The organism is Streptomyces sp. NPDC001270 (genome assembly GCF_042896695.1).
GTDB lineage: Bacteria > Actinomycetota > Actinomycetes > Streptomycetales > Streptomycetaceae > Streptomyces.
On record NZ_JBIAXM010000068.1, the window covers coordinates 1 to 18,423 of the forward strand.

The 18,423-nt window shown below is 69.6% G+C and carries 4 protein-coding genes; all 4 read right to left on the reverse strand.

The window, feature by feature from the left end; translation table 11 throughout:
- The coding region (locus ACFY2B_RS44905; protein WP_390768845.1) for an SDR family NAD(P)-dependent oxidoreductase at positions 1-13,806 on the reverse strand (13,806 nt) is incomplete at its 3' end.
- Positions 13,807-13,839: 33 nt separating this feature from the next.
- Entirely contained in the window at positions 13,840-15,033 is a 1,194-nt protein-coding gene (locus tag ACFY2B_RS44910) for a cytochrome P450 (protein WP_390768846.1), read from the reverse strand.
- 645 nt (positions 15,034-15,678) lie between these two features.
- Positions 15,679-16,686, reverse strand: coding sequence for a Gfo/Idh/MocA family protein (locus tag ACFY2B_RS44915; RefSeq protein WP_390768847.1), 1,008 nt, complete (start codon positions 16,684-16,686; stop codon positions 15,679-15,681).
- Entirely contained in the window at positions 16,683-17,666 is a 984-nt protein-coding gene (locus ACFY2B_RS44920; RefSeq protein ID WP_390768848.1) for a Gfo/Idh/MocA family protein, read from the reverse strand. Before ACFY2B_RS44920 ends, ACFY2B_RS44915 begins: the two co-directional genes overlap by 4 nt.
- Positions 17,667-18,423: the final 757 nt, after the last annotated feature.

The window sequence follows — 18,423 nt, forward strand, 5'->3', positions numbered from 1 at the left end:
CCGATCCAACAACCCCGGATCAGCCACACCCCGCAACACATCCACCAGCGACCAGTCACACCACCGCTCCAACACAGACGCACACTCCCCGATACACTCCGCAAACACCCGCGACGACTCCAACAACTCCCGCCCCATCCCCACCCACTGCGAACCCTGACCAGGAAACACCCACACCAACTTCCCCAGCACACCCGAACCGGCACCACCCACCACAACTCCCGGTGCTCCCTCACCCCGCGCCAACGCCCGCAGCCCGGTCATCGCCTCCTCACCCGAACCCGCCACCACCACCGCACGGTCGTCCAACACCGCACGACCCGACACCAACGCCCCAGCCACCGACCCCAGCGAAACCCCCTCAGCAGCACCCTCGACGAACGCAGCCAACCGACCGGCCTGCCCCGCCAACGAACCGACACCCCGCGCCGACACCACCAACGGCACCACACCCACCACCGGCGCCACCTCAACCGCGCCCCACCCCACAGGTGCTTCCTCCAGAATCAGATGCGCATTCGTCCCACTGGCTCCGAACGAAGACACACCGGCCCGGCGCGGCCGACCGTTGCGCGGCCAGTCCCGGGCCCCGGTCAGCAGCTCGACGGCACCGGTCGACCAATCCACCTGAGTCGTGGGCTCGTCCACATGCAGCGTGGACGGCATGACACCGCGCTGCATGGCCATGACCATCTTGATCACGCCGGCCACACCCGCGGCAGCCTGCGTGTGACCGATGTTCGACTTCAGGGAACCGAGCCACAACGGACGCTCCGGATCCCGGTCCTGCCCGTACGTCGCCAGCAACGCCTGCGCCTCGATCGGATCACCCAGCGCCGTCCCGGTCCCATGAGCCTCGACGACATCCACATCGGACGGCGAGAGCCCGGCGTTCGCCAGCGCGCTGCGGATGACCCGCTGCTGCGAAGGACCGTTCGGCGCCGTCAGACCGTTCGACGCACCGTCCTGGTTCACCGCGCTGCCCCGCAACACCGCCAAGACCCGATGCCCACGCTCACGCGCCACCGACAACCGCTCCAACACCACCACGCCCACACCCTCGGACCAACCAGTACCGTCAGCAGCCGAGGAGAACGCCTTGCACCGCCCGTCCCCAGCCAGGCCCCGTTGCCGCGAGAACTCCAGGAAGGCGTCCGGACTGGCCATCACCGTCGCGCCACCGGCCAGCGCCATCGAGCACTCACCCTGCCGCAATGCCTGTGCGGCAAGATGCATCGCCACCAGCGACGACGAACACGCCGTGTCCACAGTGACCGCGGGACCCTCGAAACCGAACACATAGGACACGCGCCCCGACGCCACACTCGACGCCGTACCGGTCATGAGATAGCCCCGGACGTCTTCGGGTACCTGATGGAGTCGCGTCACATAGTCGTGATGGACGATCCCGGTGAAGACCCCGATGTCCCTGCCTTTGGCCGACAGCGGGTCGAGACCAGCCCGTTCCAACGCCTCCCAGGACGTCTCCAACAGCAACCGCTGCTGCGGATCCATCGCCAACGCCTCACGCGGCGAAATCCCGAAGAACCCCGCGTCGAAGCGCGCTGACTCGTGGAGGAACCCCCCCGAGCGGGTGTAGCTCGTACCCGGGTGGTCCGGGTCCGGGTGGTACAGCCCCTCAAGGTCCCAGCCGCGGTCGAGCGGGAACCCGGACACCGCGTCCCGCTGCTCCAGCACCAGGTTCCACAGCTCCTCGGGACTGTCCACTCCGCCAGGCAGCCGAGTGCTCATTCCGACGATCGCGATCGGCTCGTCGTGGACGGATGCCGCTGCGGGAGAGACGGGTGCCGATGCGGACTCGCCGACCACTTCGGCCCGTAGGTAGGCCGAGAGCAGGGCAGGTGTCGGATAGTCGTAGACCAGCGTGCTGGGCAGGTCCACCCCGGTGAAGTCGTGCAGGCGGTTGCGGAGCTTGACCGCGCTGAGGGAGTCGAACCCAAGGCTGTTGAAGGACTGCTGCTCGTCGAACCCGTCCCCTTCGCGATGGCCGAGCACGACCGCGGTGCTCTGCTGGACCAGGTCCATCACCACACGCAACTGCTCGGCGGCCGCGAGCCCGGCCAGCCGGTCGGCGATCGCGTCACCTGCCCCTTCACCACGCGGCACCACGCGCCGGGTGAGGGACAACGGCTGCACACCGGCGCTGGATTCCGTGGGTTCGCCGACAGCGGCGTCCAGGGCCAAGGGGCCGATGGCCGCGACGGGGTCACCTGCCGGGTCCGCGAGCTCCAGGAGGTGCCGGCCGTCCGGAGTCGCAGTGATCCGCACCCGCAGGGAGGTGGCGCCTTCCGCGTACACCGCGACGCCGGAGCAGGCGGACAGGTCGCGGTGGTCGTCGCCCGCGAGGACGCGCAGTGCGGTGTCGACGAGCACTGGGTGCAGGGTGAACGCCGCTGTACGGTCCGTCAGTTCGACCGGAAGCGCGATCTCCGCGAAGGTCTGTCCGTCCTGCTGCCACGCCCGGTGCGCCCCCGGGAGGACGGCGCTGTCCGCAGGCGGCGACCAGTTCCGCAGGTCGAAGACCGGCCGTGGCATTCCGGGAACCAGCACGGCGCGTGCGTGGCACGTCCAGGGCCCCGGGTCTGCGTCGACGAGCCTGCTGTGGACAGTGGCACGGCGGCGCCCGTCCGGGTCGGGGCCGTCCACGGACACCCTGACCTGGGTATGACCGTGCTCCGGCACCGTCAGAGGTGCTGCGACGACGACGTCGTCGAGGCTTCCGCAGCCCACCTCGTCGCCTGCCCTGACAAGCATGTCCAGGAGCGCGCCGGCCGGCACCCGGGTGGTGCCGGCCGGGAGCAGGCCCGGGATCCGCGGCGACAGCCGTCCGGTGAGCACGACGCTGGTGCCGCCGTCGCCCGGCACGTCGACGACGGTGCCGAGCAGTGGGTGCCGGGCGCTGACGGCTCCGAGCGCTTCGGCGCCGCCCGTCGCGGTGTCGTCGGACTCGATCCAGTACCGCTCGTGCTGGAACGCATAGGTGGGCAGGTCGATCCCGCCCGGCGTGGCCGTCCGGTCGAGAACGGCCGCCCAGTCCACGGCCGCGCCGCGCACGTGCAGTGCCGCGAGCGCGGTCAGAACGTCGGCGACCTCCGCACCGTCCTTGCGCAGGGTGGCGATGCAGCTCTGTTCCTGTGCGCCGAGCGAGCCGAGCGCCGACGCGGCGAGGACTCCTCCCGGGCCCAGCTCAAGGAACGTCGTCGCTCCCCGCTCACTCAGCGAGGTGACGGCGTCGCTGAATCGGACGGCGTTCCGCGCCTGGTCGACCCAGTAGTCGGGGGTACCGAGTTGCTCATCCGTGGCGAGGTCGCCGGTCAGTGTGGAGATGATGGGGAGGGCACCGGGCCCGAACGGCAGTCCCTGAACGACGGAACGGAACTCGTCGAGCATGGGTGCCATGAGCGGAGAGTGGAAGGCGTGGCTGACCGACAGCCGCCGCGTCCTGGTGCCGCGGCTCGCCAGCTCGCCGGCGATGGCGAGCACGGCGTCCTCGACGCCGGAGAGCACCACCGAGTCAGGGCCGTTCACCGCCGCGACGCAGACCGCTCCTCCCGCGCGGGCCAGCAGCGGTTCGACGTCGGCCTCGGTCGCCCGGACGGCGACCATCGCACCGCCTGCGGGCAGCGCCTGCATCAACCGGCCACGGGCGGCTATCAGTGCGCCCGCCTCGTCCAGTCCCAGCATTCCGGAGACGTGGGCGGCGGTGATCTCGCCGATCGAGTGGCCGACGAGGAGATCCGGTCGCACGCCCCAGGACTGAAAGAGCCGGAACAGTGCGGTCTCGACGGCGAACAGGGCGCCCTGCGTGTACATGGTCCGGTCGAGGAGTTCGCTGCCGGGCTCCCCCGGGGCGGCGAACACCACGTCACGCAGCCGCCGCGCCGTTTGTCCGCGCAGGTGTTCTTCCACCGCATCGCAGGCGGCCGTGAAGGCGTCCCGAAAGACCGGGAAGGTCTCGGCGAGTTCGCGGCCCATGCCGGCCCACTGACTGCCCTGGCCAGTGAAGAGGACGGCCAGTTTGCCCGTGGCCGTTGTGCCGGAAATGACCGCTGGGCTCGCTTCGCCACGCCCGAAGGCATCGAGTTCTGCGCGGAGTTGCTGTCGGTCGGACGCCAGGAAGACGGCGCGGTGGGCGAGTTGGGCGCGCGTGGTGGCCAGCGCGTGGGCGGCGTCGGTGAGGCCCGCGGCAGGGCGGTCGTCGAAGAAACGGCCGAGCCGGTCGGCTTGGCCGCGCAGCCCGGCAGGCGTCCGCGCCGTCACGGGCACCAGCACCGGGACGCCCGTCGGTTCGGGCTCCGGCGCGGGGGTCACCGGCCGGTCAGGGGCCTCTTCGAGGACGATGTGCGCGTTGGTGCCGCCGATGCCGAACGAGGACACTCCGGCTCGGCGCGGATGGCCGTTCTGCGGCCAGTCGCGGGCCTCGGTCAGCAGCCGCACCGCGCCCGCCGACCAGTCGACGTTGGAGGACGGCCGGTCCACGTGCAGCGTCCGGGGAAGGACGCCGTGCCGCATGGCCATAACCATCTTGATCACGCCTGCGACACCCGCTGCCGCCTGTGTGTGCCCGATGTTCGACTTCACCGACCCGAGCCACAGGGGCCGGTCGGCCGGCCGGTCCTGGCCGTAGGTCGCCAGGAGCGCCTCGGCCTCGATCGGGTCCCCGAGCGTCGTACCCGTACCGTGCGCCTCCACCGCGTCGACGTCCGAGGTGTGCAGTCCGGCCTGGGCCAGTGCCTTGCGGATCACCCGCTGCTGCGCAGGACCGTTCGGCGCGGTCAGGCCGTTCGACGCGCCGTCCTGGTTCACCGCCGATCCGCGGACCACGGCCACTACGTGGTGGCCGCGTCGTCGGGCGTCGGACAGCCGCTCCACCAGCAGCAGTCCCGCGCCCTCGGACCAGCCGGTGCCGTCCGCGCCGTCCGCGAACGCCTTGCAGCGACCGTCGGGAGCCAGTCCGCGCTGCCGGGAGAACTCGACGAAGGTCTCCACGGTGCCCATCACCATCGCGCCGCCGGCCAGCGCCATGGAGCACTCGCCCCGGTTCAGCGCCTGCGCCGCCAAGTGCAGCGCCACCAGCGAGGAGGAGCAGGCCGTGTCGACCGTGACGGCGGGTCCCTCGAAGCCGAAGTTGTAGGCGATACGGCCGGAGATCACGCTGCCCGAGCCGCCGGTGAGGCGGAATCCCTCAACGCCGGACGCGTGGTGCATCCGCACGCTGTAGTCGTGGCTGTTGACACCCACGAAAACGCCGATGTCCTGTCCGGCCAGCGTGGTCGGGTCTATCGAGGCCCGTTCGAACGCCTCCCATGACGTCTCCAGCAGCAGTCGCTGCTGCGGATCCATCGCCAGCGCCTCGTTCGGCGAGATTCCGAAGAAGGCGGCGTCGAACCCGGCGGCGTCATCGAGGAAGGCGCCGTGGCGTACGTAGGTGGTGCCAGCGTGGTCGGGATCCGCGTCGTAGAGCCGGTCGGTGTCCCAGCCGCGGTCGTCGGGGAACTCGGTGACCGCGTCGACCCCGTCGGCCACCACCCGCCAGAGGTCATCCGGACTGTGTACGCCCGCGGGGAAGCGACATGCCATCGCCACGATCGCGATCGGCTCGTCGGTCGTCCCGGTGGGGGTGGCGGGCTCGGCAGGACGGCGCGCCGTGCCGCCGAGGAGCTTGGCGCGCAGATGCTCGGCGAGTGCCGCGGGCTTCGGATAGTCGAAGATCATCGCCGGGGAGAGGGTGAGCCCGGTCGCGGTGGCCAATCGGTTGCGCAGTTCGACCGCGGTCAGCGAGTCGAAACCGGCGTCCTTGAAGGTCCGGCCGGCGTCGACGGCATCCGGACCGGTGTGCCCGAGCACCTCGGCGGCCGCCCGCCGGACCAGATCGACCAGGGCCTCGGTCTGCTCGGTGTCGCCCAGACCGGCGATGCGCTCCGTCAGCGGCGCGGGCACGGGCGTGGCCGCGGCCCGGGCCACTGGTCGCGGCGCCGGGGCCAGGCCGCGCAGCAGCGGCGGGAGCGAACCCTCGGCTGCCGCCGCGCGCAACGCAGTCAGATCCAACTTCGCCGCCACCAGTGCGCCGGCCGTACCCATGGCAGCGTCCAGGAGGGCCGTTCCCTCGCCGTCGGACAGAGCGGTCATGCCGATGCGTTTGTTGCGCATCAGGTCCGCGGCGCCCAGGTGCTCGGTCATGGCGCTGACTGCCGCCCAGTAACCCCAGGCAACGGACACACCTGGCAGACCGAGGCGTTGCCGCTGTCGTGCCAACGCGTCCAGGCAGGCGTTGGCCGCGGCGTAGTTGGCCTGCCCCGGGTTGCCCAGTACGCCCGCCGCGGAGGAGAACACCACGAAGGCAGCAAGATCCAGGTCACGGGTGAGCTCGTGGAGGTGGAGCGCCGTGTCCACCTTCGGCCGTAGCACGGTGTCGACACGGCCCGGGGTCAGCTCGGTGATCACTCCGTCGTCCAGGACTCCGGCGGTGTGCACCACGGCGGTGAGCAGGTGCTCGGCCGGAACCGCCTCCAGGAGAGCCTTGAGTTGGGACCGGTCCGCCGTGTCGCAGGCGGCGATGGTGACGGACGCGCCCATGGCTGTCAGCTCGTCGTGGAGTTCCGGGGCAGCGCCGCGGCGGCTGGCCAGGACCAGGTGCCGGATGCCGTACCTGCTGATCAGGTGCCGTGCCGTGATCGCACCGAGTGTTCCGGTGCCGCCGATGATCAGTACGGTGCCTTCGGTGTCGAGCGGGCGGGAGTGCTGCCCGGCTTCGGGAAGTGACCCGCCCCGCGTGACGGGCACGCGTGCCAGCCGGGGCACCTCCGCGACGCCGCTGCGCACCCTCACCTGCGGTTCACCGCTCAGCACCACGGCCGGCAGAGCGGACCGGGAATCGTCATCGAGGTCGGCCAGCAGGATCCGGCCCGGATGCTCCGATTGCGCCGAGCGCACCAGGCCCCACACCGCGGCCGCGTCGAGTTCGTCGCAGTCACCGGTGATCACTGCCAACCGGGTTTCTGCCAGGGCTGGTTCCGCCAGCCATGCCTGGAGTACGGCCAGCGCCGCGCCGACCGATGCGCGGGGGTCGGCAGCCGCGCGCACGGCCTCGTACAGCAGGACGTCCGGAGCCGACCCGGCCGAAACGGCGACATCCTCGCCGGTCGCGACGGGCACGATGTCGAGGGCGCGGTCCACTGCGGGCAGCGGGAGTTCTGTCCAGTCGACGCGGAACAGGGCGTCGTGCGGCAGAGCGCCGCTGTTCTCGGCCTGTTGGGGGGAGAAGGGTGCCCCGCGGACCGATTCGACGGTCATGACGGGCTGCCCGGTGGAGTCGGTCAGCCGCAGACCGGTTCCCTGTGCCGACGTCGCGCCCGGTCGCACGTGCAGTGCGGCGGCTCCGGATGCCAACAGGGAGACCCCGGTCCACACGGACGGGAGCGTGCCGTCGGGGACGACGGTACGGGCGGCGGCTTCCAGCAGAACCGGGTGCAGGCCGTAACGGACCGCGTCGCGCAGTGCCGCCTCGTCCAGGGTGACCTCGGTGGCGGGCCCGGAGTCCGGGGACAACACCTTGGTGGCGGCGGGAGTGAGGGTGCCGTGTGCGTGCCGCGTCCACTGCGCGTCGAGCGGGGCGTCCGCAGCGCGGGAATGAATCTCCACGGACCGCCGCCGCATCTCGTCGGGCCCGCCGACGGTGACATGGATGCTGCGGCTGCCTCGCGGCGCCAGCACCACGGGCGTATCGACGGTCAGTTCTTCGAGGACGGGAGCGGCGGCCAGGTCACCGAGCCGGATGGACAACTCGACCAGGGCGGCGTTCGGTACTACGACGAGGTCGGACACCAGGTGGTCCGCGAGCCAGGGGTGCGACCGGAGCGACCATCTCGACGTGGCAAGCAGGCCGTCCGAGTTCGGCGTGCTGACGACTGCGCCGAGCAACGGATGATCGGCCGCCGCCTGTCCCAACGACGCCGCATCCGTCGCCGTCCGTGCCGGCCTGAGCCAGTAATGCCGGTGATCGAAGGCGTAGGTCGGCAGGTCCACGAACTCGGACGCCGCCCCGCCGGGCAGGATCCGGGACCAGTCGAGCGCGACACCACGCACGAACAACTCGGCCATCGAGGCCATCAGGCGCCGCATCCCACCGTCGTCACGCCGCAGTGACCCGGTGACCACCACATCGGCGTGGCTCTCCTGGACGGTCTCGCTGATCGGCTGGACCAGTACCGGGTGGGCGCTGACTTCGAGGAACACCGTGTGTCCCTGCTTGAGCAGGTCCGCCACCGCCGGGCCGAAACGCACCTGTTGACGCAGGTTGCGATACCAATACCCGCCGTCCAACATCCCGGCGTCCCGGAGCAGGCCACCGGTCACGGTCGAGTAGAACGGCACCATCGGCGCTTGTGCGCTGATCCCGGCCAGCGCTTCGGCGAGCATGTCGCGGATCCGCTCCACGTGCCGAGTGTGGGAGGCGAAGTCCACCGCCACTCGCCGTACGCGGCTGCCACGACCGGCGAAGGCTTCCAACGCTTCGTCCAGTGCCTGGGCTCCGCCGGCGATCACCACGGAGGAGGGGCCGTTGACCGCGGCCACTTCCACCTGGTCCGCCCAGGGCGCCAAACCCGCGACCACCTCGCTCTCGCTCAGAGCGACCGACGCCATCCCACCTCGGCCGGACAACTCCGTCGCGATGACCTGGCTGCGCAGCGCGACCACCCGCGCCGCGTCCTGCAACGACAAGGCACCCGCCACACAGGCCGCGGCGATCTCGCCCTGGGAATGGCCCAGCACGGCATCCGGCCGAACGCCCACCGACTCCCACACCGCGGCCAGACCGACCATCACGGCGAAGCTGGCCGGCTGCAGCACATCGACGCGATCCATCACCTCGGGCTCGGCCTCGCCCCGCAGCACGTCAATCAACGACCAGTCCACCCACGGCTCCAACGCGGCAGCGCACTGGCGAGTGCGCTCGGCGAACACGGAAGACGAATCCAGCAGCTCGCGGCCCATACCGACCCATTGCGTCCCCTGTCCCGGGAACACCCAGACCACTTTGCCCGGTACGCCCGATCCGGTCACCACACCACCGGCAGTCTCACCACGCGCCAGCGCATGCAGTCCGGTCAGCGCCTCGTCCTTCGAACCAGCCACCACCACCGCGCGCTGGTCCAGCACGGCACGGTCGGACACCAGGGCTCCAGCCACCGAAGTCAGCGGCACCCCGTCGGCACGATCGATGAACGCCGCCAGGCGTGCGGCCTGGCCCGAGAGCGAACCGGCACCGCGGGCCGACACCACCAACGGCACCGTACCCGAGTGTTGCCGCGTCCCCTCGACAGCCGGCACCGGTGCCTCGGGCGCCTCCTCCAGGATCAGATGGGCATTCGTCCCACTGACGCCGAACGAGGACACGCCGGCCCGACGCGGGTGACCGTTACGTGGCCAGTCACGGGCCTCGGTCAGCAACTCGACCGCGCCGGCGGACCAATCGACCTCGGCGGTGGGTGTCTCCACGTGCAAGGTGGGCGGCATGACCCCGTGCCGCAACGCCTGCACCATCTTGATCACACCCGCGATGCCCGAAGCCGCCTGCGCGTGACCGATGTTCGACTTCAGGGAACCAAGCCACAAGGGGCGTTCCGGATCCCGGCCCTGGCCGTAGGTGGCCAGCAGCGCCTGCGCCTCGATCGGATCACCCAGGGTCGTGCCGGTTCCGTGTGCCTCGACCACGTCCACTGCGGACGGTGCCAGTCCGGCGGCGGCCAGTGCCCTGCGGATCACCCGCCGCTGCGACAGCCCGTTCGGCGCCGTCAACCCGTTGGAGGCACCGTCCTGGTTCACCGCACTTCCGCGCAGCACAGCCAGGACCCGATGCCCGTGCTCCCGCGCCACCGACAGGCGCTCCAGCACCACCACACCCACGCCCTCGGACCAACCCGTGCCGTCGGCCGTCGAGGAGAACGCCTTGCATCGCCCGTCAGGGGCCAGAGCCCGCTGACGGGAGAATTCCACGAAGGAGCCGGGTGTCCCCATCACCGTCGCACCACCGGCGAGCGCCATCGAGCACTCGCCCTGCCGCAGCGCCTGCGCGGCCAGGTGCATCGCCACCAGGGAGGACGAACACGCCGTGTCCACGGTGACCGCCGGGCCCTCGAAATCCAGGACATAGGACACGCGACCCGACGCCACGCTGGAGGCCAACCCCGTGCTCGCGTAACCCTCCAGCTCCGCCGCGGCCACACCGTCCCCGTAGCCCTGGCCGAACAGCCCGCAGAACACGCCGACATCGGCGCCCTTGAGCGAGATCGGGTCAATGCCGGCGCCTTCCAGCGCCTCCCACGAGGTTTCCAGCAGCAATCGCTGCTGCGGATCCATGGCCAACGCCTCACGCGGCGAAATTCCGAAGAACCCGGGGTCGAACAGCCCTGCCTCGTGGAGGAAACCGCCCTGCCGAGCGTACGACGTGCCGGCCCGATCCGGATCGGGGTCGAACAGGCTCTCCAGATCCCAGCCTCGGTCGTCGGGGAAATCGGAGACGGCGTCGACCCCGTCGGCCACCAGCCGCCACAGGTCTTCAGGCGAAGACACACCGCCCGGCAACCGGCACGCCATGCCCACGATCGCGATCGGCTCATCGGGGTCGGCTGCCATGACCGGTTCGGTGACCGGCTGGGAGATGCCCAGGATCTCGGCCCGCAGGCAGGCCGCCAGGGCTGCCGGGGTGGGGTGGTCGAAGACGGCGGTGCTGGGCAACCGCAGCCCGGTGCCCTCTGCCAGCCGATCGCGCAATTCGACGATGGCCATCGAGGTCAGGCCAAGATCACGAAAAGTACGGTCGGCCGGGATCAGTTCGGGGTCCGGCTGGTGCAGCACACTGGCAGCCCGGGTCCGGACCAGGTCTTCGAGGAGTGCCAGTTGCGCACGCTCGTCCACATCGGACAGCCGGTCACGCAGGGCCGCCGTGACGGCCGCGTCGGGCCGGGACTGCCGGGGCGGTGTCGTGACCAAGGCACGAAGGAGCGCGGGGACGTGGCCCCCGTGGGCCGGTGTGCCTGACGTCAGTGCCAGCAGCGACGGCTGGTCCGTCGTAACAGCCATGTCGAGCGCTGAGAGCAGTCGGTTGTGCAGGCGAGCCGTGTCGTCGTGCGCCGCGCCGGGATCGCCGGGCAAGCCGCCCCATGCGACGAAGGAACCCGGCAGGTTCCGTAGCCGGCGGTTGCGTACCACCGCATCGGACAGGATCCCGTTGACCACCGTACCCGGGTTGTCGGGCGAACCCAGCAACCCGGCGACATCGGACACCACGACGAAGGTCGAGATCGCCTGGTCGTCCGTCATGTCGTCCAGCCACACGGCGAGTTCGGGGTCGTCGGCCGCATGGACCACCGCGGTCACCGGTTGCCGCAGGTCAGTCAGTGCGGTCCGCAGCGGCTGAGGATTCCGTCCGTCCGCGTCCACCCGCATGATGCTCGTCCCGGCGAACAGCGCATCTCCACAGGATGTGCTCGCACTGCCGGGAGAACGGACGAGGAGCAGACGGTCGGCCTTGTGCACTGCGGCCAGCCGGCGCGCCACCGCGGCGCCCTGCTCCGTGTCTGCTCCTGTGACCACCACCACGCCGGAGGCTCCCGGCCAGGATCTTGCCTGTGGCCGGTCGACAACGGGCAGGCGGATCAGCCTGGGAGCGAGTAGAGCGCCCGACCGCACCGCGATCTGCGGCTCCCGGGAGGCGATCGCGGCCAGCAGGGTGTCGAGGCGCGGGTCTGTGCCCGGGTCGAGATCGACGATGGTGAGCGACGCGGGACCAAGCTCCTGGAAGGACCGGGCGACGGCCCAGATCGGTGCCTCGGTCAACTGCTGGGCGCCGTCGTCGCCGGTGGCCGCGACCGCGCCGTGGGTGAGGACCACCAACCGGGAAGCCGCCAGTTCCGGTCGGGCCAGCCATGTCTGGACGTGCTCCGCCAGGAGCCTGGCGTTGCCGCGGCCGTCGCTGATCGGATCCCGCGCGGCCTCGGGCCCGGCGGGCCGGAGCAGGACGGTCACGTCGGGAACCGCTCCGCCTTCTGCCACCGCGGTACTTACCGCCGCCAGGTCCTCGTAGTGCCGTACCGCGGTGCCGGTTGCCTTCAGAGCGGTGACGAGTCCGGCCGTCCCAGGACCTGCCACCGCCCAACTCCGGTCCGAAGGACCGGGGTCGGTGGGTGCTGCCACGGGAAGCCAGTCGACGCTCATCAACGCGTCGTGGTGTCCGCTCGCCGCGTACCGCAGCCAACTCGGCTGATCAGCCAGCAGGCGCCGCTTGATCTTGCCAGACGCAGTGCGGGGGATGTCGGCGACCTCGTGGACCTGTTCGGGCACCTTGTAAGCGGAAAGGCGTTCGCGACACCGAGTGATCAGAGCCGTGGCGTCAAACCCGGTGGGACCGGGGATCACGTACGCGAAGGCCACCTCCCCGAGCGTGTCGTGTGCCGCGCCGGCCACCGCCGCGTCGGCGACGCCAGGGACGGCGCGCAGTACCGCCTCGACTTCCGCGGGGTGGATGTTCTCGCCACCTCGGATGACGAGTTCCTTGATCCGGCCGCAGATGCTGAAGTAACCGGCATCGTCACGCCGAGCCAGGTCTCCGGTCCGGAACCAGCCGTCCCGCATCGCCTCGGCGGTCGACCGCGGGCTGTTGTGGTAGCCGACCATGACGTTCGGCCCGTTGACCCACACCTCTCCTTCCTGGCCGACGGGTACGTCGAGTCCGGTGTCGGGATCGACAAGACGCACCCCGACGCCCGGCACGGGAAGGCCGCAGGACCCGTCGACCCGAGCGCCGTCCGGCCGGTTCATGGTGATGGCCCCGCATGTCTCGGTGCTGCCGTAGGCATCGACCAACGGGACCCCGAAGCTCTCCTCGAAGTCTCGGCGCAGCCCGGATCCGGTGACCGCTCCGCCGACCAGAGCGATCCGCAGGCCGGGGGCCGAGAAGCCGTCCTGCTGTGCGGCCACCACCAGGTGGTGGTAGGTGGTGGGAACACCCGCCAGGAACGTCGAGCCGTCCTCGCCCAGCAGCCTGATCACGTCCTCGGCGGAACTCCCGTCCATGATCCGGGCGGTGGCCCCGACCACGGTGACGGAAAGGACGCATGCGATGTGCGAGAGGCTGTGGAACAGCGGGAGCGGCCAGAGCACCCGGTCCTGGTCGGTCAGGCCCGGAATCGGCACGTAGCAGGAGGCGACGGACCAGAGGCAGTTGCGCTGCGTCGACAGGACACCCTTGGGGCGTGCGGTCGTCCCTGATGTGTAGAAGATCCAGGCCACGTCATCAAGGCCGAGGTCGTCCCTGGCGGGCACGGCCGGCTCGCTGACGGCGAGTTCGTCGTACGAGTGGGCTCTCGTCCCCTCCGGAACGTCACCTGTCAGCAGCAGCGTCATGTCAGGCGAAACGGCTGACAAGCGCCGGAACCTCTCCGCCTGCGCGGATTCGGTGATGACCGCCACCGCGCCGCTGTCGGCCAGCAGGTACTCCAGCTCGGCAGGGGCCGAACCGGGGTTGACCGGCACGCCGATGGCGCCCGCGCGAACGATGGCCAGGTAACTCTCGACCGTGGACACCGTATTGCCCAGACAGATGGCCACCCGGTCCCCGTGCTGCACGCCGAGGCTCGCCAGATGTCCGGCCAGCCTGCGCGTCCGCGCCTCCAGGTCAGCATAGGTGACCGCCCGCCGACTATCCTCAAAGGCCACCTTGTCGGGAAAGCGGATCGCGTTTTCCAGAAGTACGACGGGAAGTGGCTTGATGAGGTCGGTGCGCACAGTGCCGCAAATCCTTTCGCCAGAGAGGAAAGCTCACCAGGAGACGGGCAGGTTCTCCACCGCGAAGACAGACCCTTTGAGCCGCAGCGGTATCTCGTCGATCGCGGCCGCTAACCGGAGGCCGGGAAATGCCTGGAGGAGAGCCGACAGACCGGCACGCAGTTCGACTCGTGCCAGGTTTTGGCCGAGGCACTGGTGGATACCGAAGCCGAACGCCACGTGACCCGTGGCGTCTCGACCGACGTCCAGCTTCTGCGGGCATTCGAATTTTTCCGGGTCGCGGTTGGCCGCGGGCAGTGACACCGTGACGGTGTCCCCCTTCTTGACCGTTTCACCGTTCAGTTCGATGGTCTCCAACGCGGTACGGTACGTCTGGTACTGGTTGACAGTGATGTAGCGGAGCAGCTCCTCGATCGCGGTGTCGAGTGCCGCCGGGTCCGCACGAACCGCGGCCAGTTGATCCGCGTGGTGCAGCAGAGCGAAAACGCCTACGGACAGCGCGCTCTCCGTGGTCTCATAGCCGGCGAACAGCAGAAGAACGACAATGTTGCACAACTCTTCGGTGGTCAACTGCCCCGCGGCGATCAGGCGGCTGATCAGGTCGTCCTCGGGCTGCTTTTGCTTTCTTGCGATGACCTCGGTGAAGAAGGAGCTCGCCCGTTCGTAAGCGGCTGCGTACTCCTCCGGCTTCGAGTCCGGGTCGTGCTGGAGCGTCGGTGCGTGTTCGAACTCGCCACGTTCGCTGTAGGGCAGGCCGAGCAGCTCGCACAGCGACCTCAGGACCAGCGGTCTGGCGAAGTGCGTCACCAGGTCGGCGGGAGCCCCGCACTCGCGCATGACATGGATCTGCTCGGCGGCGAATGCCTCGACGTGTGATTTCAGCCGGCTCGTTCGACGGACGGTGAACTCGCTCGTCAGCAGCCGCCGGTACCGGGTGTGATCGGGCGGGTCCATGTGAATGAACATCCCCGGGATCTTCGGATGGTTCGACACCACCTGTCCTTGGTGCGTCACGGGGAAGTGACCGATTTCCAGGCTGTGGCTGAACCTCGGATCGCCGAGGACCTTGCGTACCAGCTCGTGGCTGGTGGCGATCCAGCCGACATGCCCGTCAGGATAGACCATCCTCGCGAGGGGACACTCGTCACGCAGGGAATCGAAAACGGAAGGAGGATCGAACTGATGGGTCCGCGCCCATGGCACCTCGAAGGAAATTGCCTCGTCCATGGAACGCCCCCACTCAAGATGAAATCCAGCATTTGTTGCATCACGACCGTGTCGTTCAAGAACGCGGACACGGGGCTGTGGGCCGAGAAGTCGAATCGCGGACGGATACATAAACGCGCACTGCGCGCATGCGCTCTTCAATCTCCTGGAGTCACGCTAGACGACCCTCGACCACGCGACATCCCTCAACCTGGTAGGTGCATCCGCGGCACTTGACCACCGGCGCCGCACTGTCCGGTCGTAAGCATTCAACACGTCCACCGCGCGTCCCGGTTCTTCCAATGCGACAGGTAACAGTGGGTACAGCGGGATCCGTGGTCATGTCGCCAGGGCGGGAGTCTGCGTCGCGTGAGGATCGCCTCGCGTTGATCGGGTTTGCTCCAACGGCAGAACGGACTCAGTCACTTCACCCAGAGGGCCATGCATCGCTTGGAGAGAGCACGCTCCATCTCCGGCGCGCGGATGCGCTTGTTCTTCTCCGTCATCCCTACGCAGCGGCTCGAGCTCGGCCCGCACGCTTTCGCGTAGCCGTCCGCCGCTGTCCGTGGTCGCGCACGGAACGTGCGAACAGCCTTTCGTCCTGACGACAGAACGGGGGCCGACGGCGCGGGCGCCACTGACGCCTGTGAAGATCCCCGATTCCAGTCAAGCACGTCCCGATGCCGGAGGCACGGCCAGATCAACGGGACGGCCGGTGTGCACCGATTCGTAGGCCGCCTGGATGATCCGCAGCATACGCACCCCTGCTGCACCGTCCGAGCCGGCTCCGTGCCCCTCACCGACGGCCGCGATGAATTCGCTCAGCATGACTGAATTCACGTCAGGTCCACCCGTATCCCACCATTCACCGACCGTGGCGCTGTCGAATCCGCTGAGCAGCCGGGGGGTGATGTTCAACTCCAGGCTTCCCCGGTCACCGACGAAGGTCATGGTCGGCCCGCCTGGCCGGTTATCGCACAGACTCCAACTGCAGTCGACGGCCGCGACCGTCCCGCTCGAATAGCGCACACTGACGAACGCCGCGCTCTCGACACCCGGCCCTCCGTCGAGGATGCTGTTCGCCTGCGCGTATACCTGCTCCGCCGGCTCCCCGCCGAGGACGGTGTCGACCATGTCGAGCAGGACTGCCGCATTGGCAGCCAGCGCTCCGCCGTCCGCGGGTTTCTGGGTCGCCGACCGGCCAGTGGTGTGGTAAGCCCCGTGAATGGTCATCAGTTCGCCCACGACATCCCCGTCGGCGATCGCTCGGCACACGGCGGAGAACGCCGGGCTGAAGCAGGACGGGGACGCGAGAGTCAGCCGCACCCCCGCATCCGCGCAGGCGTCCACCATGGCCTGCGCGTCGGTTTCCTTGGGCGCGAGGGGGTGCTCACACAGCACCTGTGCCCCGACGCCGGCCGCCCGCTCGACCAGTTCCCGACGGCGGGCGATCTCACTCGTGACCACCACCGCATCGGGGCGTAGTGCGAAAACCTCGTCCCAGCCGCCCGCATACGGTGCGCCGAGCCGTTCGGCCATGGATCGTCCCCGGGCCGGATCACCCGGCGGACCGTCCGGATCCGCGGTGACCACGTCAACGCCCGGCAGGGCGCGCAACAGCCGGACGTAGGTCGCGGCGGAGGCATGGGCGAACGACAACACGGCGACCTTCATGCGATCCCCTCCACGGGCAGTTCCACTGCGCGCCCCGTCCATGCGGACTCCGCCGCGGCCTGGGTGATACGGACTGCGGCCAGCGCGTCCCGGGGGCCCAGACGCGGTTCGGGACCGCCCATGAACGCCTGTGCGAACTCGCGCATTTCGGCGACGAACAGCGATTCCCCGAAGTACTGGAAGGTCCCGGCTGCATCACCGGTCACCTGGACCTCTTGGGGCCTCTCGGAGTCGTACTGCACCGTCCCGCCGGTACCCGACACATGGAATGTCACGCGTACAGGCGGGGACTGCTCCGCCGTCCAGCGACTCACGATCCGGGTGAGCGCGCCACTGGCATGGGTGAGAACGGCGGTTCCGACCCCGACGGCCCCCGCTGGGGCCGGTGTGGCGATGTCGCCCTGATAGTAGGCATGCACCCGCACGACATCCCCGAAGATCCAGTAGGCGATGTCGGCGCCGTGCAGCATCTGATCCGTCAGGATCCCGCCCGCCTCCGCGGACACGTGGCCGGTCCACGGCCGCGGGTGGTAACCGGTCACGGTGAACAGGGCGACCGCGCTCCGGCCCAGGCGGCCTGCCGCCACCAGATCGTGGAGCCGGGCGAACGCCGGGGAGAAACGGGCGTCGTGGGCCGGATGGAGCCGCACACCGGCCCGCTCCGCCGCGGCGACGATCTCTTCGGCCTCAGCGATGTCGGCCGACAGCGGCTTCTCGCACACCACCCCCACACCCGCGGCGATGGCGGCGAGGGCTATTTCGTGGTGACTGCCGGTCGGGGTGCAGATGTCCACGACGTCCGCCCCGTCCAGCGCATCCGCCAGGGAGCCGACAGCCCTGGCACCGAATTCGCGTGCCAGGGCTTCGGCGCGGCCGTCGTCGGAGTAGACGCGAACGGACGCCCCGGCACGGACCCAGGCGTCCAGGTGCAGACGAGCTATCAGTCCCGCGCCGATCAGAGCTGCCTCAAGCTGCCGCATGACGTCCCCAGCCCTTCTTCCCCATCGTCTTCGCAGGCAGGCCCTGCTGGGAGAGCCGCATGCTCAGGTGCCACTCGGTGAGGCAGACCCGGTTCGGGGGGCCGGACATACGAAGTACACGGACTCCTCGAACGCTTCGCCCGACGACCTGCAGGCGCACCAAGCCGTGGCCGGTATCGGTCACCTCGCCCGGGAACACCCCGGTCTCTTCATGGATGACCACCGCGGACCGTGACGCGTCGGCGTCCCCCGGTACTTCTCCGGCTGAACTCAGGCCCGGACTGTCCGCCTCCTGGCATGTCTCCTCACGGAACGAGCTTCCGACTGTCAAGTGAAGTCCTCCGGTGGACTGCTGCTTGTGGGTATCCAACCGAGACAGTCACTCCCGTGGCTGCCGACGTCTCGCACGTCTGGAGCCTGATCAGTCTCACCGACGCCGCCCCTGCGGGCCACCACCAACGTGGGTAGTGCCGTCTGACGGCGGTGGAGGCTCGGGGCTCTGCCGGCGCAAGACCAAGGGTCTGTCGTCCATCTGTGTCGACCGCATCCAGTGGGTGAGCCCGCCGTGCAGTGGCCGGAAACTGCAAGATGGGGTTCTCGGCCCCACAGGCAATGCCTGTTCCAGGTCCTTGCCCCGGCGTCTGCCGGGCGCCGGACGCGGGTACGGTGCCGCGACGGCGCGCGGTGCTGTGCGGATCATGGACCAGGAGACCGGCGGGAGCTGCGCGGACAGGCCGGTGGGCTCCACCTGGTGGTG

Bases quoted from the DNA above. Each gene is read 5' to 3' on its own strand.
- ACFY2B_RS44910 (WP_390768846.1), bottom strand. From the start codon at position 15,033: ATGGACGAGGCAATTTCCTTCGAGGTGCCATGGGCGCGGACCCATCAG.
- ACFY2B_RS44915 (WP_390768847.1), bottom strand. From the start codon at position 16,686: ATGAAGGTCGCCGTGTTGTCGTTCGCCCATGCCTCCGCCGCGACCTAC.
- ACFY2B_RS44920 (WP_390768848.1), bottom strand. From the start codon at position 17,666: ATGCGGCAGCTTGAGGCAGCTCTGATCGGCGCGGGACTGATAGCTCGT.